Genomic DNA, 22,352 nt, shown 5'->3' with positions numbered 1-22,352 from the left:
CTTATTTTGAATTATTACCGATATCATGACCTAGATCGCACGTATATTCCCATTTAATTTCGTCGCCACCATGAAGATCTTTATACTTCGAACTGCCGTAGTTTGGAAACCAACCATTCACTTGATACATCCAGCCAGATAGATTTCTACAATCAAATTCATATAACTGATGGATCCCTGATATATAATAGGCGTTATACATGAGTGTCCAGTTCGATTCCATTTGGATTCCTCTTTCTTTGGTGACTCGAACTAGCAAGTCGTATACACTGTCGCCAGACTTTAGTGAAACTTGTGTAGGCGGCAAAATCCAGCCGTCTTTTGGAACATAAGGTTGTTTTTCCTTTGCTAAATCAGACCAATTTGCTAAAACTGCTTTCGCCGAGATCGAAAAAGTAACGGTTGCTTTAGGTACCGGCTGAGTACTTTTCGCTCCTTCTTGAACTTGATTTATCGTTCCTTTCAAATTTTCTGTTTCAGTTTTGGTTGCTCCGTCATTCGCTTGGATGTTCTCCGAGTTTTCAGTGGGTTGCCCTTCTTTACCTTCTGAGGACTGCTGGAAAGAGTTATCCTGCTGTGTTCTCTGCGTAGAGTTGTCTTGACTAGCTTCATTAAAACCAGTTTTCGTTGCAGCAGATGTATCTTCTACTATTTTGGTGCCACCAGCAACAATATAATAATCAACGTTTGATTCAAGAACACGAAAGCTCAAGATAGTTTGTTCACCACTATTCTTCATTGTTACTGGGCTTCCTGTGACTTTTTTCAATTTTCCTTTGATATCACCAACTAAGTAGGCTTTATTAGCTTGCCATTGTTTGGGAATAGTCACTTGCAATTCTGGCGTCCCTGCCAACTCCATTTTACTGATTGAAAATCCGATACTTTCATTAGCGTTGTTTGCAGCTTTTTTGACCTGTTCTAAACCTTGATTTTTGAACCTCAACTTTAATTTTTGTTTAACGGGATTTTGGATTTGCTGTCCTTGATAAATCCAGCGATACTTAATTTTTTGATTTTCTCCAATAAAATTGTACGCCTGCTTTTTTCCAACGATCGTTTTCATTCTAGCTTTGGTAATTACCCCATTTTTAGGTAACTGGGTCTCAGTCGTTAAAGGTCTCACTTTTTTTTGCTCTTTAGCCTGAGCACTTCCACATGCTCCCAAAGTAATGATTGCTGTGATTAATAACAAGCAGTTGAGGAGTTTTTTCATTTTGATTGTCCTCCTACATGAAATTTTTTAACATACCAGAATATTCCCCCAGCGATCACCAAGATACTCGCCACTATTTCACTGATAATAGCCACATTAGTATGTCCGTGCCCTTTATCAGCGTTAGATGAATGCCCACCGGCTTTACTTGAGTCATCATTTGGTGTATAAGAATCCCCCGCGAAGTCCCAATCTTTTTTATTCTTCGTAGTTTTCTTTTGCTTTTTAGCAATAGGAATATTATCAGCTTTAATAGTTGAATGATTCTTTTTCGCATTTGAAACTGGAACTTCACTAATATAAGACATATCTGGATACATTCCAGCAGTGTCTTCACCTGATTGAGTATTATTTATCCCGCCATTACTAGATGAAATAACTGGCCCTACATGCTGCTCACTTAGTTTGCTGATTGGATCTTTGTAAGTCGTTTTTCCTTCTTTTATAGTACCTGCTGCTTTTTTATTTCCGGTTAATTTTTGAATCGTTGCTTCTGCGGCTTTCAATGTTTTCAAATCACTACTTGCTATCAGCCGTTTTTGATTTTTAGTTAAACCTTCATAAGCAGCAAGTGCCGCTGCTACTTGATTCTTTTTACTTAAAGTAATTGTTCCTAGTATTCTGATTTGATCTGTTACTTGCGCGCTGATCAGTGCATCGTTTTCCGAATAGGCATCCGTCATATCATACAATCTATTTTCATCTCTAAGGAATCGCTTGTACGCGACCAATGCATTCATCGCTTGTTCTGTTGCGATGCCATCTACTTTTCCTGGAAGAGCTCCCCCATTACTGCTTTTTCCTGGTAATATATGCATAAATCCGCTACCTGCTATATGATAATCAACCAATGAATCAAACACACTATGTTGTTTGATAAATCGTGGGTCTTTGTCTCCATCAATACCTAACGCACTCAATGCTACAAGTACTTGAGCACTAGATTCTAACGTTGCTCCATTGCTGCCAGAAACTGATGCTGAAAAACTGCCATCTTTATTTTGTAAATGGCTCAAAGTAGTCAATCCGCGATTCACTGCTGATTTAACCTTTGGTTGTTTCTTATAATAAGGAGCCAATGCTTGCAATGTCATTGCAGTTAAGTCAACATCTGGTTGTGTCCCAGACAAATTCCAACCACCATTTTTTAGTTCTTTATCTAGAATAAATTCGATCAACTTTTCTCGTGATGTTTGATTTTTAGTCGGTTGATTTTTTGGAAATTGATATCGACTATTTGAATCTACGGCTATCAAAGCAAAATCTGCCCCATTGATTCCTTGAAAAGTTGTCTGATTAAAATCACTGAGAGGAGCAAAAAGATTATAATTTTTACTTCCAACTTCAATATTTTCTGCATCTTTCCCCAACGCTGTGACCGCTAAAATTACTCGCGAATACTCAGTATATTTTCGTTGGTCAAGGACGCCCTTCGAGGCACTGATGGCTTTAATTAAGTTGCCGTAATACGTCAAGTACAGAGGATTTTTACTATTAAATCCGTTGTAGCCGTTTCGGGCCAATCCTAAAATACTCCATTCTGAACCATAACCAATGACTGTCTTTTTCGGATTTAAAATTGGCAGCATATAGTTTTGTGTTTCTTTTAAAAGGCTCTCCACAGTTTGTTCTGGTTTCACATTCTCAAGTTCTTTAATTTTTTCGACTGCTTGTTGCAGTTTTTTCTGTAGATTCCCATCTACTTGTTTTTGTAAGGTTGCCGATAGTTGGTAAAAATTTGATTCTACAGCAGATACTAGTGATTTTTCATTCAATGTCAGATTTGTGACTGCTGGCAACGCTGTGATTTGTTTTTCAACAGCTTGAATAATCGCTTGATTCTTCTCTAATTCAGCAATCTTAGCTATCGCTTCTTTTAATGATGCTTGCAATTGTTGATCGATTTTCTCTTGTTTATCTTTCGCAAGTTTTTTATAGGCTTGTTCTACTTGTACAACTGCTGCTTTATCCGTCAGTGTTAGATCTTTTACTGCTGGTAATTCTATAATCTGCTTTTCGATTTGTTTGATAACTGGATCAACAAGTGCTGGCACTGGATTTTTTTCAAAATCATAAATCAATCCTCGGTTGTTTTTTTGCATCAATACCTGACTTAAGGCTTGCACCGCTTGCTGAGTAGCCATTCCATTTTCATAGTCCTCATTTTTTAACCATTCAAAACCGCCATTAGATAATTGGAAATCTATTAAAGCATCAATTGGATTCCCGTCTTTCTTTTTATAAACAGCACCAGTTAGATCTTCTCCCACTGAAGCCAATCCTAAAATTGCTTGAGCTTGACTATTTGAATTCGCCTCTTTAGCGTAATAAGTAGAGACAAAAAAATTTCCATCTTGATTCTCAATTTTTTTAAAATAGGCGATCGCCTTTTCAATAGCTATACTAACTTTCTCTTGACCTTTATACGGTGCTAATGCCGTTAAAGTCATCCCTGTAATATCGATATCTCCTGTGTTTCCAAACAGCGCCCAGCCGCCATCAGTTAATTGTTGATCAAGCAGCTGTTTAATCAACAGATCTATTTGATTTTTTTGATTTTTCTCTGCTGGCTTTTTAGCTGATAACACAATCAATCCATATATTTGATTATTGATCGTCCCGCTCAAATTATTATTAGATAGATCTGCTAGTACATTGTAGCCATTGATATCTGTCAAATTCCCACCCAAAGATAAAACACCGATTGCTTGACGCTCGGCGTCCGTCCAAGAAGCAGTTTTCCCATACTGATCTTTTTTAGTGATTATTTTCTTAGCAAGATTATCATAGGAAATCTGACGTTGCTCATCGCTGACCGAATAGCCTGAATGTGCTAGAGCTAACGCATCCCATTCTGACAATGCCTTATTTTTGTTCTGACTGATGATGCGTTCTGTTCCACTGTTCAAAGCAGTTTGATAAATCTTTTCTAAAGAAAACTCATCCATTTTTTGTTTGGCTTGATCCAAAATAGCTTTATTAGTGACCAAAGCTTGTTGTTTGGAATCAAGTGCATCAAAAGCTGCTTCAATTGATTTTATGTCAGTAAAATCTTTCTCAGTCAACTTTTCATAGGCTGGTAAAGTATTGATTTTATCAATAACCGCTTGAACAGAGGCTTGATTTTTCAGTTTCTTGATTCGATCAACGACTGTATTTAATTTATTTAAAAGATCCTTTGAAACTTGATCCTGTTGTTCCACACTTAGTTTGTTGAACAAATCCTGCACCATTGATACAGCTGATTCATCACTTAATTTCAGCTGATTTATATCAGGAAGATTGGTTATTTTTTTCTCCACTTCTTTGATTGGAAGAAGTGGATCTTGTTGACTAAGCATTTCGCTGATTTTTGCTTCAACTTCAACTAAATAGTCAATATCTGCCTGATTGACATATTGTTTTTGTGCGTCCGTCAATTGATCGTATGTTAATCGGCAATTTTGTGCATAAAGTTGGATACTCTGCAATTGGGAACTGTCGATTACTTTTGCTTTTTCTCTTAATGTTGTGATGTAGTTAGCAAAATCATTGGCTTGCTCCTTATTCAACTGGATGATCCTCGCCTCTAGCCCTTCCAGTTTTGCTACAGCTTTTGCTGAAACTAATTGTTTTGCCTCTAAACTCAGAGCATCGTATGCTTTACGCAAAGCTGGAACCTTTTTCATGCTCATAAATCCTAGACTATCTGGCTCAGGTAATTTATTTAGTTGCTCTTCAAAAGCAATACGCTCGTTATCGGCTTGACCAAGTCTATCGATGTAGGTCACAGCTTCTTGTAGTTTTTTTTGTAAAGAACCAGATATTTTCACCTGCTCATTAGTAGGTAATGAATCAAATGCAGATTTCACTTTCAATATGAAATCTTTGTCGGTTAGTTTCAACTGTTCTTTAGCTGGCAATTTATTGATTTGTTCACTGATTTCAGTTGCTGCCCCCGACTCATTCATTGGATTGACTAAGTCTGTTAAAGCCTGATCGATCTGAAGTTGTGTTGCAGTCAGATCTTCCAATTCTTTCATCGCATTCTGATAAGCTGATTTATAGTTGCTCCCCTGTGCCTGCCAAGAATTCTTGTCTCGATTAATCTCAGCAATCTTTTTTGTCAATGCTGTTTTATCTACCGCCGAACTAGTTTCTAAATCGGTGCCTAGACCGATAACTGAATACTGGATACGAAAGACATCTCCATCTGCCGGCAATTTGTCACTCATACCAACGCCAGAGAATACATTGTTAACCGAATACATCCAACCAGCCGTTTGAGAATAATCAAACTCAGCTAAATTAGTATCCTCATTATTTTTTAAAGACGAATTACTTTCTACTGCAATTTTTTTTACTATTTCTGGAACCACGGGTGCTCCATTATCCGCATTATCGATTCCTGATAAATAAAATTGACTATCCAATGTTCCAGTGTGTTGATACGTCATTCCATTCGCTCGAAATACATTATCTAATAGCGTTGCATAGTTCATCTTTGTACTAACATGTATTTGCATTGGTTCGACAACATACCCTTCACCGATAGTAAAACGTTCTACCGAAAACGTAATGGTTTTTTCTTCTGTCGGATTTTCCGAAGTAATTTCTTCAGCAACAGATTTTTGTAATAGTCCTTGAATTTTTTGTGATGCTTGTTGTAATACCTCACTACTTTTAACTTGTATTTTTTCTTCATTTGTTAATTGATTATAATTTTGAATCAACTGTTCCACTTTTTCTTGATCCGCAACTGTTAATGATTCTAATCTGATTTGGGCAATTTGATCATTTAAATTTGTAACTTGACTAGTGGACACTGCCTCAGTTTGAACTGAACTGCTTTCAGCAAATACTGTTAGTCCAGCATTAAGTATCAATGGACTCATCATCATTAGTATTGCCAACAACTTCACTGTCTTTTTCATTTTATCCTCCAAACTATTTATAAAAAAAGACACTCAAAAAGAGTGTCTACTATCCCCATTTATTATGAGAACTGAACGTCACACCCTGATATTGTTCAGAATCAATGAATAAGGTATCCTGACTTCGCTTCAACCTTTATCTGCTCTTCCCAAGTAAAACTTAGTGAGTATCATCCAGATATTGTCCACGTTACAGTAGAAAGGGGCTGTTGAAGAATTTCACTTCATTCCCTTTATTCATTGACCAGTATTTAATTAAAATTTTTTAAGTGCGCGTAATACCACAAACCACAGTAAAATTAAGGATATTTTTTAATCCTTTGATAGCAGCATTTAACCCTTCTTCAACTGACCCAACATCTCCTGTTACAACTACAGAACCAGAGAATCGATCAATAAAGCCGATTTCAACATTTCCACTTTTGGTCGCGATATCAACAGCAATGATGGCTGCTTCACTTGGAGTAATCGTCATGATTCCCAACGCAGCCCCTTTATTATCTTGTAATCCCAATTTTGCATATAAGTTTCGATCTGGACTAGCAATGATATGTGCCATAGTAACTTGCTTTCCGGGAACGTATTCCTGAATCATTCGTTTAGTCTCTTCCATCGTAGTACTCCTTTCATTCTCTGTTAAAATTCTAATTGTTCATTTTTTAAAAAGCCTTCTAATTCTTCAAGCCCGCTATGATTAATTGATGAAGCATAAAATATTTTTTCTGCTCCTGCTGATTGCAACTGTTGCCGAATCAAATCAATTTGTTTTGCATCTTTGGCTAAATCCGTCTTACTGACAATACCAACTACTTGTTTAGGAAACATAGAGGCAAATCCAGGTGAAAAAACTTGTTCTAGTTCCGTTACGCTTTGAACCAGTCCAATCACTTGTGCGTCAGCTGCTGATACAGAAAGCGCGCTGTAGTATTGACGATGCAAAACAAATTCACCTGGAGTATCAATGATATCTGTATAATAAGAAACCGCCTGAGTTTTATTGTAACTCAAATTGTCCCCGTTCAACGCTTGGCATAACGTCGTTTTTCCGCAGCCTATAGCTCCCATTAAGATAATTTTTCTCATCCATTCCCTCCCATTCTCATGAAAACAAGAAGCAGCATTCATTAACTTTTCAAATCATAGCACTTTTTTTCTCCTGTAAAACCCCTTCCAATAGAATCACCTAAATCTTATTAGAACTTTGCTGTAAACTATGATGATTTATCTATTTCAGCAACATCGCAATTTTTCACGATCTTAAATAATAGTACGATTTAGTTCAAAAAGTATAATTCTGCTTTAAAAAAGCAAAAAAAAAAAGAGAGAGAATCAGTGACATGATCTTCTCTCTTTTACTTACTAAATTATCGCTTAGCTGGCTGAACATTTTCTTTCATCGTATATGAATTTAACGTGATCTTAATGACTCCTGTCTGTTTTAGCATTGTTTCTGGTATCTCATCAAAGGGTTTGCCTTTAGCTGCATGAGCCATCAGACTATGCAGGGCCTGCCTTTTATCTGCTAAGTCTGCTAAAATTTCAGCTTGACCAAAACCAATCAAACTTTGATAGGCATAGGAATAGGTCGCAGCATTCCTGCTTCCTTGGATTAATTGGTGATTGCCGTCCATCTCTACCGATACTTTAGGATCTTTTTTAATCCTATTGATTTTTTCCCCTTCGCTAGCTCCATGAACAAAAAGCGTTAATTTGTCTTCGTTCCATTCGTAACCAAAATTCACTGGAACTACATAGGGATACTCTTCGCCGTTCATCGCGATTCGTACTACTTGTGATTCTTCAACAAAATTTTTAATAGCTATCAGATCCGTGACTTGTCTCTTTTTTCTCCGCATAATTCTTCCCCCATCTGTTACCCTACCCTCATCATAATAGATTTATTTTTAAAAATAAATCCTTTTTAGTCAGGTATGCTGAAGACTAACTATTTTTGCATAAAAGAAGAGATGGCAAGTCGTCTGTTACAACCACTTTTATGCTTTATTATTTGTAAGGTAAAGTGATTGTTCGCCCATCTTCTGATAGATTTTCTCAAAATCAGCACGATCGACCATTCGATCTTTGTACCCATAAGGATCATTAACATATACATAGTCATCATCGACGCCAGTGACAACCGCTGCATGACATAAAGGAGAGACTGTCACTTCTCCATCAGTCGTCTGCCAAGTCAATAAATCATCTTCTGTTGGTACTTCAAAGTCAACTGTGGTCACTACCCAAACCGGGGTACCTGATTCAATCACTTTTACTAGATCATCAAATGATGTTTTACTACCAGCCACAATCGTGTGCTCTTCTCCTACAATTTCACTCGCTACTTCTGCGATTGGTTCGACGGCGACACCCATTGCATCCAAACCGCCGTAAATATTTCCTACAAAGCCTTCGTGCGGATTCCCGTGGATATTTTCGGCTTCATTTTCATATACCGGCACATAATTAAGCCTGTTAGCTAAGTCATTTTTATTTGTATCATAGCCATAATAATTTAACACCATCGACAACGCAGTGATCTCACAACCATTTTCTAAAGGAACTGTTCCATCATTTTGATTTTCCAGCGGGACATCGATCAACGCAGTATCGATAGTTTGATCGGCAGCAAGTAGAACTTTGGAACTATCTATTTCATGAACTTTATCGGTCGTGCTTTGCGATTGTTTTTGATAGAAAAAGCCAAAACAAATCACACCTAGCAAAACAATGGGACTTGCCCATTTTATTAAACGTCTGATTTTTCTCACCTCAACTTTGCGTTATGCTTCACAGTGAGTTTCTCAAAACAATCTTAACTGAACCTAAATTTATATTAAAAAAGTCGAAATCATTAACGATTTCGACGATTTTTTTATTGATGGTTCTCATCGTATTCTGTCTTACGATATTTTTCCATCTTTTTACTAAATAAAACACCATTAGATGGCGGTGTGTACGTAATAGCATTTGCACCAGCCTTGATCGTAGCTTCAATCGTGGCTTCATCTGGACCGCCTGTTGCGATGATTGGTAGTTTGGGATATTTTTTGCGGAAATAACCCACTGCTTCGGCAGTATCTTTTCCTGCACTAATATTAATAATTGCGACACCAGCCTCTAATTTTTCTTTGATTTTAGAATATTTTGAAGTCACTGTAGCAATTACTGGAACATCCACAACGTCATAAATTGCTCGAATCGTGTCTACTGGAGTTGGACCATTCACAACGACGCCAATACTTCCTTGAGATTCTGCGAACATCCCCATATAAGCAGAACGTACGCCATGAGTCAATCCACCGGCGACGCCTGAAAAAACTGGAATATCAGCGGCTTCAATGATACTTTTAGTGATCGCAGGATGCGGAGTGAATGGGTAAACAGCAATTACTGCATCTGCGTCTGTGTTTCGAATGATCGCGATATCCGTCGTGAAAATGATCGACCGAATCTTCTTGCCAAAAATCACTATTCCTGAAGCTTTCTCAATTACTTTAGGTACTCTTACGATATCTTGCCGTAATTCAGTCATAATTTCAGGTATGTTGTTTTCTGTCATAAGTCCTCTCCCCTTCCTTAGAACAATTCTACTATGGATGATCGTATTGACCCAAGTTATATGTTTCAATCACGCTAATAATTTTATTTGCGTAATCAGGATCTGTTGCATAACCGGCTGTTTGCAGGGCTTGCGCTGCTGCTTTGTAATCAGTAGCGGTTAAGACATTCGCATAAAGCTGCGGGTCCCAATTCGTTCCTTTAACAAAAAGCATCGTGTGATCATCTAAAGACTCGTCCCATGAATGATATACTTTGAAATCACCTTGGATCGTGACCCATTGCTCATTGACGTATTCTTTTGTTTCGAGGCTGACTTTGGGTTGATTACCAGAAGCTTTTATTCCAAAAAGATTTTTGTATTGACTGGCTAACTGAGATTGCCCCCAGTTAGATTCCAAAATGGCCTGCCCTAAGATGATACTTGGTAAAACACCGTACCCTTGTTGCAATTCTTGTGCATGCGGAGCCAACTGATCGATAAACGCTTGATGGGTAAGCGTTTCTTCTGGTTGCCCGCTTTCGTTTCCAAAATTTGATAATCGTTGTAAAGAAAAAACGAAAGCTAACCCAATAACTAGGATTCCCGCGAAGATAAGCGGGATCGAAGCTTTGGACTTTCGTCTTTGACCTATTTTTTTAGGCATAATGCCTCCTTACTTAGCTGACAATTGTTTTAAAAATTCTTCTAGTGTCAGATCGTGTTTAGTAATATACTCCGCATTTTCTTTCCCGACATAACGGATATGCCACGGTTCATAAGTAATGCCTGTAATGTCCTGACGGTCTTTAGGATAACGAATGATGAACCCATATTTTGGAGCATTTTCAGCGATCCATTTTGCTCCAGGCTGATCGCCATACGAGGCATCTAATACTTGGGTCGAATAAGAATTGTAGCGATCTTGATCGACGACATCGACAGCAAGTCCCGTATGATGTTCACTATAACCGGGTTCAGTGATTGTTTCTTTCGTTTTTGCGATAGCATCTTCTTCTGACAAACCATCTCCGCTAATCAAACTATTGACATTTGTATCAAAGACTTCCTTTTGTGCAGCCACAGAACGAAAAGCAGAAATGATCACTAAAGGAAAACCTGCCTTTGTTGCCGCTTCAGAAAATGCCTCATAGCTTTCAGCGATGCGACTATCGACTTGGTGGCTATTGTCTGATAACGTAGTCAGCTTGTCTTCAGAAACTTCTTCTTCAATTTTATTATTAGGACCAACTAGCGTAAGATTCCAGTCGCTTGCTTTGGAATCTGGTAATGCTTTTTGAACGGCATTTTCTTTTTTGGCTGTCGTTTTCTTTTCAAATGAATAAGTCGTAGCTGTCGTTTTCTTTGTATCTGAGTCTGTAGGTGTACTATAAAAAAGTGAATAGGCAGTCATCCCAAGCATGATAATGACTGAAAGTAGTCCTACTGTTTTTTTCAATTAAAAAATCCTTTCATTAATCATCGAGCAGTGTATATGTCTCTGTTAGATTTTCATTTACCCAATCAAGTAAGGCTGTTTTTTTATGTGCGCTAGCAATCTGATTTTGAATATGTGCCGGCAGACGAAAGCTTAGTATATCACTATAGCCCCAGTTATCGTAATCAATCGTGACGCGTAAATCAATAAAATCTTGATTTTCTTCTTCATTTTTATTTTTAAAAGGGATCATTTCCACTTGAGCCAAGCCGCTGGCGATCCATTTTTGTGCAACGATCGTTTTCATCTCACGGTACTCAGCTACTGCTGTAGGCCGCTTTTCAGGGAATAAAAACGTTTGACGGATAACTTTTTGACTCAGCATCCATTCATAGTCACTGAATAGATTTTTGATTTTCTGATTTGCTTCCGGTGATAAATTGTTTTGGCCCGCTTTCCACTGTTGCCATTGAACCTCATTAACCCCTAAGTAATCTAGATAAAAATCTTGTTCTGTATGGAATTGTTCAAAAATTGCACTCATTACTAAATCTAAATAAATTTGGTTCACACGAATCCCTCCTCTTCTATTCTACTGAATTTTTGGCTAAAATACATCTCTTTAGCAAATGGATTGAAATTTTTTAACATTTACTGCTATACTTTGAAAAAAGCAGCTAATTTTTTCAAAGTTTTACACGATTCAGTCACAGGTAACCTTCGTTTCAAAAATGCTATTCTCGTTTCGTTTAAAAGAATATATTTGTTTTTGGACATGGAATCAATCTTGTCCTACATCCTGAAAACCTATTTTTGATTGAAAAAATTTTATTTGACCAGGAGGAGCATTATGAATAACTTACAATGGGGCATCATCGGTCTTGGTGACATCGCCCACGAATTTGCTGAAAGCTTCAACCAAACTACAAGCAGTCTCACGGCTTGTGCTTCACGTACTTTGGCAAAAGCCGAAGAATTTGCCAAACACTATCATTTACCAAAAGCTTATGGCAGTTACAAAGAGTTATTGGCTGATGAAGATATTTCCATTATATATGTAGCTGTTCCAAATCGCCAACATCACGAGCACATCGTCCAAGCCTTAGAAGCCGGAAAACACGTCTTATGCGAAAAAGCCATCACAATGAATTTGGCAGAATTGCAATCAGTCATTGAATTAGCCGAACAAAAACAGTTGATTCTAGCAGAAGCTATGACCATTTTCAATATGCCTTTGTATCAGGAACTGCATGACTTGATAGCAAGCGGGCGAATGGGCAAATTAAAAATGATCCAAGCGCCTTTTGGCAGTTACAAAGATCCTGACCCAACGAATCGTTTCTTCAATCCGGAATTAGCCGGCGGTGCTTTGCTGGATATTGGGACTTATGCCGTGTCGTTTGCTCGCTGGTTCTTGACGGAACAACCAGAAGTAGTCGCTTCTACTATGGTTCCTTTTTCAACCGGGGTCGATGAACAATCCGTCACGATTTTGCAAAATAAAAAGAATGAGCTGGCGACAGTTAGTTTAACTTTTCAAGCCAAAATGCCGAAAAAAGGAATCGTTGCCTTTGAAAACGGCTATCTAACGGTTGAAGACTACCCTCGAGCGGACAAGGCTGAGCTGTTCTTCAACGATGGAACAAAAGAATTTATCGAAGCTGGTTTTACCGGTAATGCAATGAATTATGAGATTGAAAACATGGTGAAAATAATCCGTGGAGAGCGACCAAATAAATCTCTTTTCTTTACTAAAGATGTTATTGAGATTTTAGACCAGATGCAGCAAAAGTGGCAACTAAATAAATAATTCCACTACAAAAGACTTCATTCAAGTGAGGTCTTTTGTTTTTTTGTCATAATTTGGTTAAACTATTATATATAAAGAAAAAGGAGGGAGTTCCATGCAAATTGGTCGTTTTCGTTTAGGGATGCGAACGTTGAAAACTGCATTAGCTGTCATGTTATGTATCTTACTTTTTCAGGTGACTGATCGCGGGTCTCCTTTGATTGCTGCTTTAGCCGCTGTTTTTTCTTTGCGGCAAGATTTGAATACTAGTATCTCATTCGGTCGCTCGCGGGTTTTAGGCAATTCTCTCGGTGGACTGTTAGCCTTGATTTTTTACTATATCCAATCATTTTTCAAAAATGATTTCTATGTTGAATTGATCCTCTTGCCTTTATTTGTCATTTTAGTCATCGTACTTTCTGATGGTCTCAATAATAATTCCGGAATTATTTCTGCAATTGCAACGATGTTGTTGATTGCCTTGAGTATCCCCCAAGGAGAATCGTTTCTTTATGCCTTGAATCGCGTTCTTGATACATTCATTGGCACGATTATCGGGATCTCTTTAAATGGAGTTATTTCCCCGCAAACAGATGAAAAGGAAAAACAAATCAAAGAAGACTTAGTTGAGTTGCGAAAAAAAGAAGCAGAATTAAATAAAATGCTTTACAGTGTTCGAAAACAAATAAAGGATCAGTCACATAAGTAAGACTGATCCAAAACTGCAAGCCTCAATGCTTGCTTAAGTTTATTGACTGTTATTTTAGAAAATAACAGTCGAGATTGTCATAAGGTACTAGCTCAGCGCCCCGCTTTTTCAGTGTATAAACTTACCATTGGATATCTTCAATGGATTGCGGTGCTGGATTCAATTCCTCGCTGCGTACACGAGCATCATTGATTCGGATGACTCGATCAGCCATTGGAGCGATTGCTGAGTTGTGAGTGATGATTACAACGGTAGTCCCATTTTTATGTGCGGTGTCTTGTAAAATTTTTAAGATCTGTTTGCCTGTTTCAAAATCCAAAGCACCTGTCGGCTCATCGCATAACAATAATTTTGGTCGTTTAGCTAACGCACGAGCGATCGTTACTCGCTGCTGTTCACCGCCTGATAATTGCGCAGGAAAATTATCCATTCGCTCCCCTAACCCAACCGACTGTAAGACTACTGCAGGTTCCATCGCATCTGCTACGATTTGCGACGCCAACTCTACATTTTCTTTCGCCGTTAAATTAGGTACCAAATTATAAAATTGAAAAACAAAACCGACATCATTGCGACGATAAGTAGTCAATTCCTTGTCACTAAAAGTCGCAATGTCCGTTCCATCTACGATTACTTTTCCTTCATCGCAATTATCCATCCCACCTAAAATATTCAACACTGTAGATTTTCCCGCACCGCTAGGGCCCAGAATTACCGCAACTTCTCCCTTTTCGATTGAGAAATTTATTTTTTCATTTGCTTTGATTAGGGTTTCACCCATATGATAATATTTGCTTTCATCAATTACGTCAATGTATGACATGCTGGCTCCTCCTCATCCGTCAAAAATAGCCAAAAGAGCGTTTATACTTTTTAGTTTAACATAGTAAAACTAAAAGCCAACAATAGAACCCAAACAGATTTTAAAAACATGGCTAAATTTTTACTGATTAAAACGCATCTATTAATCAATTTTTGAATGGTTGATTAGTCACTTTTCTCTGTGCATTTAAAAAAAAATGGGCAACTTTAAGGTATATACGAAAATTTTCGAAAAAAAGAGGATATGACAAGCCCCTTGTCATATCCTCTTTCAAAAAGCTCATGATTATGCGTGATAACGTTCTACACCATCTAAATATGTTGCCACTAGATCCATGTTAGGTTCCAAGACGATAAAGTCCGCCGCACGACCTTCAGTGATTGATCCGCATTTGTCATCGATTTTACAGCTGACAGCTGGAACATAAGAAGCCATCATGATTGCTTGTTCTGGTGTTGCGATGTCCCATTCAACAACATTTTTAATTGCTTCTTTTAATTTCAAAATACTTCCAGCTAAGTTGCCCGATTCAAGCCGTGCTGTTCCTTCTTTAACGACTACTGGAAATTCACCTAAATTGTAATTGCCATCTGGCATACCACCAGCCATCATACAGTCAGTGATCAAAGCTACATGATCATGACCTGCTTTTTCCATCAATACTTCTGCTGCTTGCGGATGAACATGATGTCCGTCACAAATCAATTCAGAAAAAACATGTTGCAAGGTCAATAAAGCTCCGACCATCCCTGGTTCGCGATGATTCAATCCGCGCATCCCATTATAGGCATGGACAAAGACACTTGCGCCTGCTTCTACAGCCTCTTGTGCTTCTTCTAACGTTGCGTTTGAATGTCCTAATGAAACGACTACGCCTTCATCAGTAACAGTTTTGACGAATTCTTTTACCCCATTGCGTTCAGGAGCCAATGCGATTTTTTTGATCAATCCGCCTGAAGCTTCTTGCCATTCATGGAATGTGTCTAAGCTAGGATCGCCAAAGTAACTAGGATTTTGTGCTCCTTTGTGTTCTTCAGTGAAGAACGGGCCTTCAAAATAGATTCCTTGAATCTTCGCGCCATCCACGTCTTGATAAACTTTTCCAATCGTTGCTGCAACATCTTTTAAACGTTCCTTAGATGAAGTCAGTGTCGTTGGTAAAAAGCTTGTCACGCCACATGATAAAAGACCTTCAGACATTGCTTTGATACCTTCTGCATCATTATCCATAACATCATGATTTTTATAGCCATGGATATGTGTATCGACTAAACCGGGAGCGATCCACTTTCCACTTTGATCAATGATTTCTGCAGCTTCGGGTCTTTCCTTTGTATACGTTCCAAAAATGCCATCGGTGACATCTAAATAACCTGCGTTTTTAACACCAGAGTTTAAAAAGAATTTGTCAGCATAAATAAATGTTTTCATTGTGAGTTCTCCTTTTTTCTTTGTATCTTAAAGTTACTCCTGAATCCATTGTAAGTCAAGAATGGTGTAGACCATTCTACAAATCTTTTAATTTTTCTAAAGCCCGCAGTATTTTACGATAATTGATCACCGAATAAAGTTCATCGCGGCTCTCTAACATGAGGATCTTCAATTCTAGAAGCTCTTTTAATTTATAGTAACTACATTGTTGACGATTCCATTTCAATCCCATATCAACGACTTTTTCAGCCAAATCAAAGCGTTCTTGCCTAAATAAAAACGTCCCATAATTAACGAATAAATTACTTAATTCACTGCGTTCTGAATAATCAGCCATCATCGTTTGGAATAATTCAAAACTTTGACTGTAATAACTATTAGCTTTGTTCACTTCCCCTAAAACTGAACACATTTTACCAGCAAAACTCAAAAGTAAGATTCGGCTGTCAAAATAGCCGTCGTATTTTTTTGATACACTGATTGAAAGTCCTTGGATAACATGATTCAAAGCTTTCTCAGGGTCCTCGTCAATAAAATACGCGCAGACAGCTTTAAAAAAACAAGCAAGCTGCCGATCTTTGTCAAGATGAGTGATTTGACGTTCATCTAAATACTCTAGTGTCGTTTGAATTTCTTGATATTTTCCAATCCGCAGATACATGAACATCTTGTTGAAATATTTGCGTAAAAACAGTTCTTCTGGTAAAAAATCAAGCATCAATTGGTCAATAGTGATTCCCAAGCGATGACAAAGTTGCTGAATCACAATAACATTGGGGATCTCTTCATTATTTTCGATCCGGCTTAAGACACTTTGAGAACAGATCCCTTGCGAAAGGTCTTTTTGTGTCATGCCATGTTCTTTTCTGAAATCTTTTAAGACTTCACCAATTACTGCCATTGCTGATTCCTCCAAAATATGCAAATTCCCATTTTAATAGCCTCATTCTAGCTGATGGTCAACGAACAAGCAACTCATGCGATCCAAATATAGATATGGATTAAACTAAAATGAGAAAATATTTCTCTCCTACTTTTTGACACCAATTTTTCCAAAAAAAAGAAGACACCTTAACCGGGTGTATTCTTGATGCGGCGAATGGGCTTATCGATACAAAAGTACAATTCCATTCTATTAAATATACTTAAAATTTTCAACATCTACCCTTTGTGTATTTATACTATTATAACCCTTTTCGTGGTTTTTTCGTGGGTTTCTTCTCTTTATATCACACTAGTGTCATACACATATGTGACATTGCCTTTAAGACCGGCGATCCCTCGAAAGAATTTCTTATCTTCTTGTTTGATCCATGCTTCACGCCACAAAAAGAAATTATCATGTTTGACTTCGATCTTATCTATCTTACCATCGCGCAGATCTTTTATCTGTTGCTCATATGATTCCATGTGCTCACCTCGCCAATATTATACCAGATATTTTAATAATCTGTTCGCTTTACTAAAAGAACGTATGTTCGTATAATGGAGGTAACAAATTTCAAGGAGTGATCTCATGGAATCGTTAAACGGAATTGTCAGCAGCGTTAAAATTTTAAAAATGTCAGAGCGTCCCCTCGTCTATTTTAAATTGGATAATCAGTCGTGTTTGATTGCTGGTCACTCATTGAATTTTCTTGCCGACGTTGCCGACGGAATGAAGATCGTTGTTGGTGGACAATTTAATAGTAGAAAACAGTTTGTGGTGAAGAAATATGCGGTGGTAGGCATGACGAAGATTATGATGGAGTTTGAAATGATGAGAATATAAATACCCACTCTCTAGTAGGATAAAGAGTGGGCAAAAGAAAGCGAGAGTGGACTACTCTCTAATTAGTAGTTTATCATTTTTAGGTTTCAACGCAATAAAAAAACAGGCACCTATCGCCAGGGTGCCTGCCCTCCCTAAAAGGGAGTAGAAATGGATAGTTTCTGAATGTCAGTTTAGCATAAAACGGTTTCAGCAACAAGAATTATACTATTTTAACACAAAAAGAGCTCCCGATTACTCGAATGCTCCTTGCAGAAAATAAAGATTTTCTTGGATTGGTTTTATTATACAATGTAACGCTTACATGTGTAATAGAAAAGATCTTAGCCTACCTACGCTAAGATCTTTTTTAATTTATTTATGTTGGTCGACTAATTGTTGGGACTTGTTCGCTGTGTCTTTTACATCTTGGTTAGCTTTGTTTAATTTATCAATATACGCTTTTAAATCAGAATTTTCTTTAGTTGCATTTGCTAACTGCTGTTTAGTAGAATCGAGCTCTGCTTGTAAAGAATTCTTTTCACTGTTTAATGTGTTGATTTGGTTATTTAGTGAATTAATGGTATTTCGCAGATCATTCGCTTGATTTAATGCTTCTTGCAGTTTAGAATTCCATTCTTGATTTTTCTGATTGATCTCTTGATTTTTTTGATCAATTTCTTTCAATTTGTCCGCAATTTCTTGCTGTTTAGATTGTAACTCTCCATTTTTACTATTTAATTGAGATTCTAAACTAGTTTTTTCTCCAGCTAGTTGATTATTTTCATTTTTTAAATTCTCTAACTGTTGCCGATAACCGTCAATATCTTTTTGAAACTGATTTAATTGGTTCTGTGTACTAGTTGATTCATTGGATAATTGTGCGATTTTCTGTTCCTTGACTGATAGTGAGTTACTCAACTTGTCTAAGTTACTATTGATGGTAGAAATGTTATCTTCCCCACCCCAATTTAAAATGCTATCTGCATAATTTTTACCAGCTAAACCAATAAATGTTAGTACAACGATGAGTGTTCCGATTACATATTTTTTCTTTTTCATTATTCAATTTTCTCCTTACATATATAAAAGCGACATAGCAACTCTTATATAATAGAGTTTTATCTATTATTTTTCAATATCGTTGTTTATTTATAATTAAATTTTAATGTATACTTACATATTATAAAAAAGTTGTGTTTAAAAAATCAGTAACCGATACCATAAAAAATACTATGCAAGTGTGAGCACGTGACCAAAAAAAGACCTTAGCGATTGCTAGGGTCGATTAACTAAGATATTCTTCCCAATTCTCAGGAAAACCTATTTTATCAATATCTATATAATCCTTATAAATACCAATCAAGTTAGTTAGATTAGCTTTAAACATTCCAAAATACTCGGTATCCAAGCAAATTTTATGGCATATATAAATAGCTACGAACGCACGATTGTTTAGAATGTCACTATCTTTTTTCGATAACTGCGCCTGTATGGGGAAAATTCGGTCGTATATTCTCCCATTATGTGCACATATATTTCTAGTAACTGATAGAACATAAATCCAATTCGAAATATAAAAGCTACTATAACCATAATTTTTTTCGAAATCTTATTTCTTAGAGGTCGATTTATATTGTAAAAAAATTTTGATAACGATCCAAAATCAGACATCTCCATTGCGACCCATACAGGGAAAATATTATCGTAATTTTTTATGTAGTGATCTGTATATAATTCCCTTCTTTTGGATGACTGAGAAGTTAATTGTTTGAATTTCTCTAACCAGCTCTCATGAAAATCAAGTCTGTCAAAGTTATGCGGGTCATAAAAACCAAGCGGACTAGTCTCTAAAGCGAAATCTCTGGCAATGATGGATTTTAATTCTACTTCTACATGCTCAATAATTTGAAATAATAACAAACGAAATCTCTCATCAAAACGGTAATTCTGATAGATACTAAAGAAAGTTACATTTTCCCAAAATTTATCTTTTGATTTATAAAATGGTAAACAATAACCTTTGAACCTAAAATATCCAATTTTTTTTAAAGCAGCGATAGCAAAAGAACGGTCTTCGATTATTAAACCTCTATCTTCTAATATATCTACTTGTTCTTCAATAGTTGTTGCACATCTATCATATTTCATGTGATTATATCTCCTAAATACAAAAACGTCCCCGCTTGGGACACATTGTAAAGAGGTGTGCGGGGTTCTATTAATTATATTAAACTACACATAAATTCTAGTGTCAAATGTTTTAAAGATATATTTTTCTACGTACTCCGCAGGCCTCGAACCCGCATCTTCCGATATGAACCGGAGTATTCTACCAATTGAACTAGGGATACTCTTAAATAAGGATTATTATTTTTAAAACGTGTTATAATACAGAATAGAACGTCAGATCTTCCCCACAGTCCACTTCCCCAAGTAACTGTATCTGACGTTCCTTTTTTTATGGGCGAGTGACTTCCCATTAGAATTAACTTACCCATAAACCGATTTCTTTGCAAATGATACACTCATGACAAAGTGATACACTACACAAAGAAACAACCAGCCCGCACACGACTGGTTGCCGATCAAGATGAAACTTAGTTATGAAAGAAGTAAGGTTTGACGAAAACCTCACCTATATTTATACCTTTATAACTTCCTTTTTGCAAGCGGTCTCTTCTTATTTTCTAACTTATTGATATAAAAATAAAGGCCCTTGCTTGCTTGGATATTTATTATTTTTAACCTTAAATGTATATGATTTGCTTTAACTTTTGAACTACTACTATAATATGCTTAGAAATAAAAGGAGGGCTTTATTATGACAGACAAAGGTTTTACGGACAAAGCTAAAGGTAAAGCGAAAGAAACCACTGGAAAAGTAACTGGTGACAACAAAAAGAAAGCTGAAGGCCTACTTGATCAAGCTGTTGGGAAAGTAAAAGAAGTAGCGGCAGACGCAAAAGAAAAAGTTGAAGATATCACGGATGACGTTAAGAAAAAATTAGACAATTAATAGAATCTACAAAAGTAATTAGACTAACATATACCCTCCACAACCAACTAAGGCTGTAGAGGGTGTTTGAGTTTACTTAATATCGTGATACCAGCGTGTTTCATAAAAGTCTTGATGACCACCAGAAGTATTTCCGTTAGCATCATTGGTTGCACGTGTCATAACAATGACTGATTTCCCACTAAATTGTTTAGCATTGAAGTTCACATCATAACCGACTTTACCAGTCGTTTTATATGCTACATTCACATCTGGGCGTGCTACACCAGGTGCTTTTTGACGTGCTAATTCTTTACCAGTTGTACGATCAATAATGAATACATATTGATATTGATAATTAGCTACGTGCCACCCTCGTGTTTTGAGTGTGTTACCAATTCGTCCCCATTGATCCAAGTGACCATGATTGTTGCCACTATCCATTACAGAATATCCAGAACCAGCCGTTGTTGGATCAACTGGCTTAGATGGAATTGGCGTTGGGTTAGTAGCTGGATTGTCCGCTTCAGAACCGTCAATACCGTATTTCACATCATGAGCAAACTGCGTTTGGGATACGCCTTGGCTAGCTAAATATCCGTACGGATCAGTATGATCGCCCCACCAATTTGTTGAAATATACTGGTGACTGATTACACCTTTTCCATTAACTGGACTGTCTACAGTCAAAGGAATATTAAACCGCTTTGCGCTATCACGAATCAGATCAATATAAACTTTGTAGTTTTGTTTGAACAATGCCGCATTTGGAGTTGCTTGCAACTCAATTTGAACGGGTGAATTAGCGTTAGCATATGAGCCAGCACCATATTGCACGTAACCAGGTTCTCCAACTTGATACACAATACCATCACCAACGATATAAGCAGTGTAGGCATTTGCCCAATTCCGTTTCATGAACGTCGCTTCGTTACGACCTGTTGCATTTGGATTTGCAGTATCATGCGCCACAATATAATTTGGATTTGCTTGAATTGAACTCCCCTCGCCAGGGCCTAAATTAAATTCGTTGTTGACTGTGTACGCAAACGCCTGTGTTGGCAACAAAAAAAGAGCTGCGACAGCTCCAATTAAAAATTTCTTTTTCATTCTAGTCCTCCTGACTATCTGTAGAAAATTTTTTGTATGTGCGGTTCGATACTCCTAAAACAGTACCTAAAAAGGTGCTCAAACCAGTAATGATGATTACAGCAATATCTGTGTATTGCCAATTGATTGCTTTACCGATTAATCCGACAAACGTTGCTAATGCTGGGATTACAATTAAAGCAATCCATTTTAAAGTTTCAAATGTTTTATTTTGAATGGGACTCACCTCCCTTCAAAGGAAGTTCTCTAACTCGATTGTATAGAAGCTCTCCAGTTCCATTTCCTCCCAATCCGCGATACCCTCGCCACAAATATTCGAGATTATCCAAATCATCTACAGCAACTGCCCCTTCTTCAATAAAATAAGAGCATTGCTTATAAATCTCATTGTGTAAGATAGCTATATTTGCAGCTTCAAGCATTTTAAATCGCTGTTCCGTTAGTTGTTTATTTTGTTCTGCAATATTTTTATTCTTTAGTATCAATTTTCCTACCCAACCTAGAACGCCTACAATACCTCCAATTCCCAAAGACATTAAAAGCCCATTGAGTTCTAGTAACTCGTCGAAAAAATGCACATGCCTTTCCACCTTCCAATCAAAATAAATAGCCCCGTCAAAAACGAGGCTAAAAAAAT

General features: G+C 37.1%; 23 protein-coding genes, 1 tRNA gene and 1 riboswitch. Of the genes, 4 read left to right on the top strand and 20 right to left on the bottom strand.

Annotation, left to right across the window (positions count from 1 at the left end):
* Nucleotide 1: 1 nt before the first annotated feature.
* The 10 genes from FFM68_RS05360 to FFM68_RS05315 form a co-directional block, all read right to left on the bottom strand.
* Entirely contained in the window at nucleotides 2-1,216 is a 1,215-nt protein-coding gene (locus tag FFM68_RS05360) for a DUF4430 domain-containing protein (RefSeq protein ID WP_137618392.1), read from the bottom strand.
* Complete coding sequence (locus tag FFM68_RS05355) at nucleotides 1,213-6,129, bottom strand: prenyltransferase/squalene oxidase repeat-containing protein (protein ID WP_137618391.1); 4,917 nt, start codon at nucleotides 6,127-6,129, stop codon at nucleotides 1,213-1,215. Before FFM68_RS05355 ends, FFM68_RS05360 begins: the two co-directional genes overlap by 4 nt.
* Nucleotides 6,130-6,220: 91 nt before the next feature.
* Nucleotides 6,221-6,409: riboswitch (cobalamin riboswitch) on the bottom strand.
* Nucleotides 6,395-6,742: an ethanolamine utilization microcompartment protein EutS gene (eutS, locus tag FFM68_RS05350; protein WP_137618390.1), complete on the bottom strand. Its 348-nt coding sequence runs from the start codon at nucleotides 6,740-6,742 to the stop codon at nucleotides 6,395-6,397. (Overlaps the previous riboswitch by 15 nt.)
* Nucleotides 6,743-6,765: 23 nt before the next feature.
* Nucleotides 6,766-7,212, bottom strand: a complete 447-nt coding sequence (locus tag FFM68_RS05345) for a EutP/PduV family microcompartment system protein (RefSeq protein ID WP_137618389.1) — start codon at nucleotides 7,210-7,212, stop codon at nucleotides 6,766-6,768.
* Nucleotides 7,213-7,493: 281 nt separating this feature from the next.
* Nucleotides 7,494-7,985 (bottom strand): pyridoxamine 5'-phosphate oxidase family protein, encoded by a 492-nt coding sequence (locus tag FFM68_RS05340; protein ID WP_167483452.1) that lies wholly within the window; start codon nucleotides 7,983-7,985, stop codon nucleotides 7,494-7,496.
* A gap of 138 nt (nucleotides 7,986-8,123) precedes the next feature.
* Nucleotides 8,124-8,888, bottom strand: a complete 765-nt coding sequence (locus tag FFM68_RS05335; RefSeq protein ID WP_371852007.1) for a C39 family peptidase — start codon at nucleotides 8,886-8,888, stop codon at nucleotides 8,124-8,126.
* A 113-nt stretch (nucleotides 8,889-9,001) separates the two neighbouring features.
* Nucleotides 9,002-9,688 carry a beta/alpha barrel domain-containing protein gene (locus tag FFM68_RS05330; RefSeq protein ID WP_137618387.1) on the bottom strand — a complete coding sequence of 229 codons (687 nt, stop codon included), beginning with the start codon at nucleotides 9,686-9,688 and terminating at the stop codon, nucleotides 9,002-9,004.
* A gap of 31 nt (nucleotides 9,689-9,719) precedes the next feature.
* Nucleotides 9,720-10,334: a glycoside hydrolase family 73 protein gene (locus tag FFM68_RS05325; RefSeq protein ID WP_137618386.1), complete on the bottom strand. Its 615-nt coding sequence runs from the start codon at nucleotides 10,332-10,334 to the stop codon at nucleotides 9,720-9,722.
* Nucleotides 10,335-10,343: 9 nt separating this feature from the next.
* Complete coding sequence (locus tag FFM68_RS05320; RefSeq protein ID WP_137618385.1) at nucleotides 10,344-11,126, bottom strand: M15 family metallopeptidase; 783 nt, start codon at nucleotides 11,124-11,126, stop codon at nucleotides 10,344-10,346.
* A 16-nt stretch (nucleotides 11,127-11,142) separates the two neighbouring features.
* The gene (locus FFM68_RS05315; protein WP_137618384.1) at nucleotides 11,143-11,676 is read right to left on the bottom strand and encodes a hypothetical protein; all 534 of its coding nucleotides are present in this window, start codon (nucleotides 11,674-11,676) and stop codon (nucleotides 11,143-11,145) included.
* 279 nt (nucleotides 11,677-11,955) lie between these two features.
* Here FFM68_RS05315 and FFM68_RS05310 point away from each other — a divergent pair, with 279 nt between their 5' ends.
* Together FFM68_RS05310 and FFM68_RS05305 are read left to right on the top strand one after the other, a co-directional pair.
* Nucleotides 11,956-12,915: a Gfo/Idh/MocA family protein gene (locus tag FFM68_RS05310; RefSeq protein WP_137618383.1), complete on the top strand. Its 960-nt coding sequence runs from the start codon at nucleotides 11,956-11,958 to the stop codon at nucleotides 12,913-12,915.
* A 94-nt stretch (nucleotides 12,916-13,009) separates the two neighbouring features.
* Nucleotides 13,010-13,603, top strand: a complete 594-nt coding sequence (locus tag FFM68_RS05305) for an FUSC family protein (protein ID WP_137618382.1) — start codon at nucleotides 13,010-13,012, stop codon at nucleotides 13,601-13,603.
* 121 nt (nucleotides 13,604-13,724) lie between these two features.
* Here FFM68_RS05305 and FFM68_RS05300 read toward each other — a convergent pair whose 3' ends face one another.
* The 4 genes from FFM68_RS05300 to ykzS all read right to left on the bottom strand — a co-directional run bounded on the left by FFM68_RS05300 (nucleotide 13,725) and on the right by ykzS (nucleotide 17,267).
* Nucleotides 13,725-14,426 carry an ABC transporter ATP-binding protein gene (locus FFM68_RS05300; protein WP_137618381.1) on the bottom strand — a complete coding sequence of 234 codons (702 nt, stop codon included), beginning with the start codon at nucleotides 14,424-14,426 and terminating at the stop codon, nucleotides 13,725-13,727.
* Nucleotides 14,427-14,711: 285 nt separating this feature from the next.
* Complete coding sequence (gene nagA / locus FFM68_RS05295) at nucleotides 14,712-15,857, bottom strand: N-acetylglucosamine-6-phosphate deacetylase (RefSeq protein WP_137618380.1); 1,146 nt, start codon at nucleotides 15,855-15,857, stop codon at nucleotides 14,712-14,714.
* 76 nt (nucleotides 15,858-15,933) lie between these two features.
* Nucleotides 15,934-16,758 carry a helix-turn-helix domain-containing protein gene (locus FFM68_RS05290; protein ID WP_137618379.1) on the bottom strand — a complete coding sequence of 275 codons (825 nt, stop codon included), beginning with the start codon at nucleotides 16,756-16,758 and terminating at the stop codon, nucleotides 15,934-15,936.
* Between the two features lie 323 nt (nucleotides 16,759-17,081).
* Entirely contained in the window at nucleotides 17,082-17,267 is a 186-nt protein-coding gene (gene ykzS / locus FFM68_RS05285; protein ID WP_137603240.1) for a protein YkzS, read from the bottom strand.
* A gap of 106 nt (nucleotides 17,268-17,373) precedes the next feature.
* Here ykzS and FFM68_RS05280 point away from each other — a divergent pair, with 106 nt between their 5' ends.
* Entirely contained in the window at nucleotides 17,374-17,628 is a 255-nt protein-coding gene (locus FFM68_RS05280) for a hypothetical protein (RefSeq protein ID WP_137603241.1), read from the top strand.
* Nucleotides 17,629-17,982: 354 nt separating this feature from the next.
* Here the strand turns inward: FFM68_RS05280 and FFM68_RS05275 are convergent, their stop codons facing one another.
* From FFM68_RS05275 to FFM68_RS13100, 3 genes are all read right to left on the bottom strand, one after another.
* Nucleotides 17,983-18,669 carry a DNA-directed RNA polymerase subunit omega gene (locus tag FFM68_RS05275; protein WP_137618378.1) on the bottom strand — a complete coding sequence of 229 codons (687 nt, stop codon included), beginning with the start codon at nucleotides 18,667-18,669 and terminating at the stop codon, nucleotides 17,983-17,985.
* A gap of 393 nt (nucleotides 18,670-19,062) precedes the next feature.
* Nucleotides 19,063-19,758 (bottom strand): Abi family protein, encoded by a 696-nt coding sequence (locus tag FFM68_RS05270; protein ID WP_239585076.1) that lies wholly within the window; start codon nucleotides 19,756-19,758, stop codon nucleotides 19,063-19,065.
* 131 nt (nucleotides 19,759-19,889) lie between these two features.
* Nucleotides 19,890-19,961, bottom strand: a tRNA-Met gene (locus FFM68_RS13100).
* Between the two features lie 470 nt (nucleotides 19,962-20,431).
* On the opposite strand from FFM68_RS13100, the gene FFM68_RS05265 reads away from it, so the two are divergent.
* Complete coding sequence (locus FFM68_RS05265; protein WP_137618377.1) at nucleotides 20,432-20,626, top strand: CsbD family protein; 195 nt, start codon at nucleotides 20,432-20,434, stop codon at nucleotides 20,624-20,626.
* 72 nt (nucleotides 20,627-20,698) lie between these two features.
* Here FFM68_RS05265 and FFM68_RS05260 read toward each other — a convergent pair whose 3' ends face one another.
* Genes FFM68_RS05260 through FFM68_RS05250 form a run of 3 tightly spaced genes read right to left on the bottom strand, consistent with a single transcriptional unit; the run spans nucleotide 20,699 to nucleotide 22,293 of the window.
* A complete protein-coding gene (locus FFM68_RS05260) occupies nucleotides 20,699-21,715 on the bottom strand; it encodes a peptidoglycan recognition protein family protein (RefSeq protein WP_137618376.1) in 1,017 nt (338 codons plus the stop codon).
* Nucleotide 21,716: 1 nt separating this feature from the next.
* Nucleotides 21,717-21,932 (bottom strand): phage holin, encoded by a 216-nt coding sequence (locus FFM68_RS05255; protein ID WP_137618488.1) that lies wholly within the window; start codon nucleotides 21,930-21,932, stop codon nucleotides 21,717-21,719.
* Nucleotides 21,922-22,293, bottom strand: a complete 372-nt coding sequence (locus FFM68_RS05250) for a hypothetical protein (protein WP_244925808.1) — start codon at nucleotides 22,291-22,293, stop codon at nucleotides 21,922-21,924. Before FFM68_RS05250 ends, FFM68_RS05255 begins: the two co-directional genes overlap by 11 nt.
* Between the last annotated feature and the right edge of the window lie 59 nt (nucleotides 22,294-22,352).

Origin of the sequence: Enterococcus xiangfangensis, assembly GCF_005405365.1 — a bacterium.
In the GTDB taxonomy this organism is placed as follows: Bacteria; Bacillota; Bacilli; order Lactobacillales; family Enterococcaceae; genus Enterococcus_A; species Enterococcus_A xiangfangensis.
The sequence above is the reverse complement of the archived record's forward strand: the minus strand, read 5'-3'. Positions and strand labels throughout refer to the sequence as shown.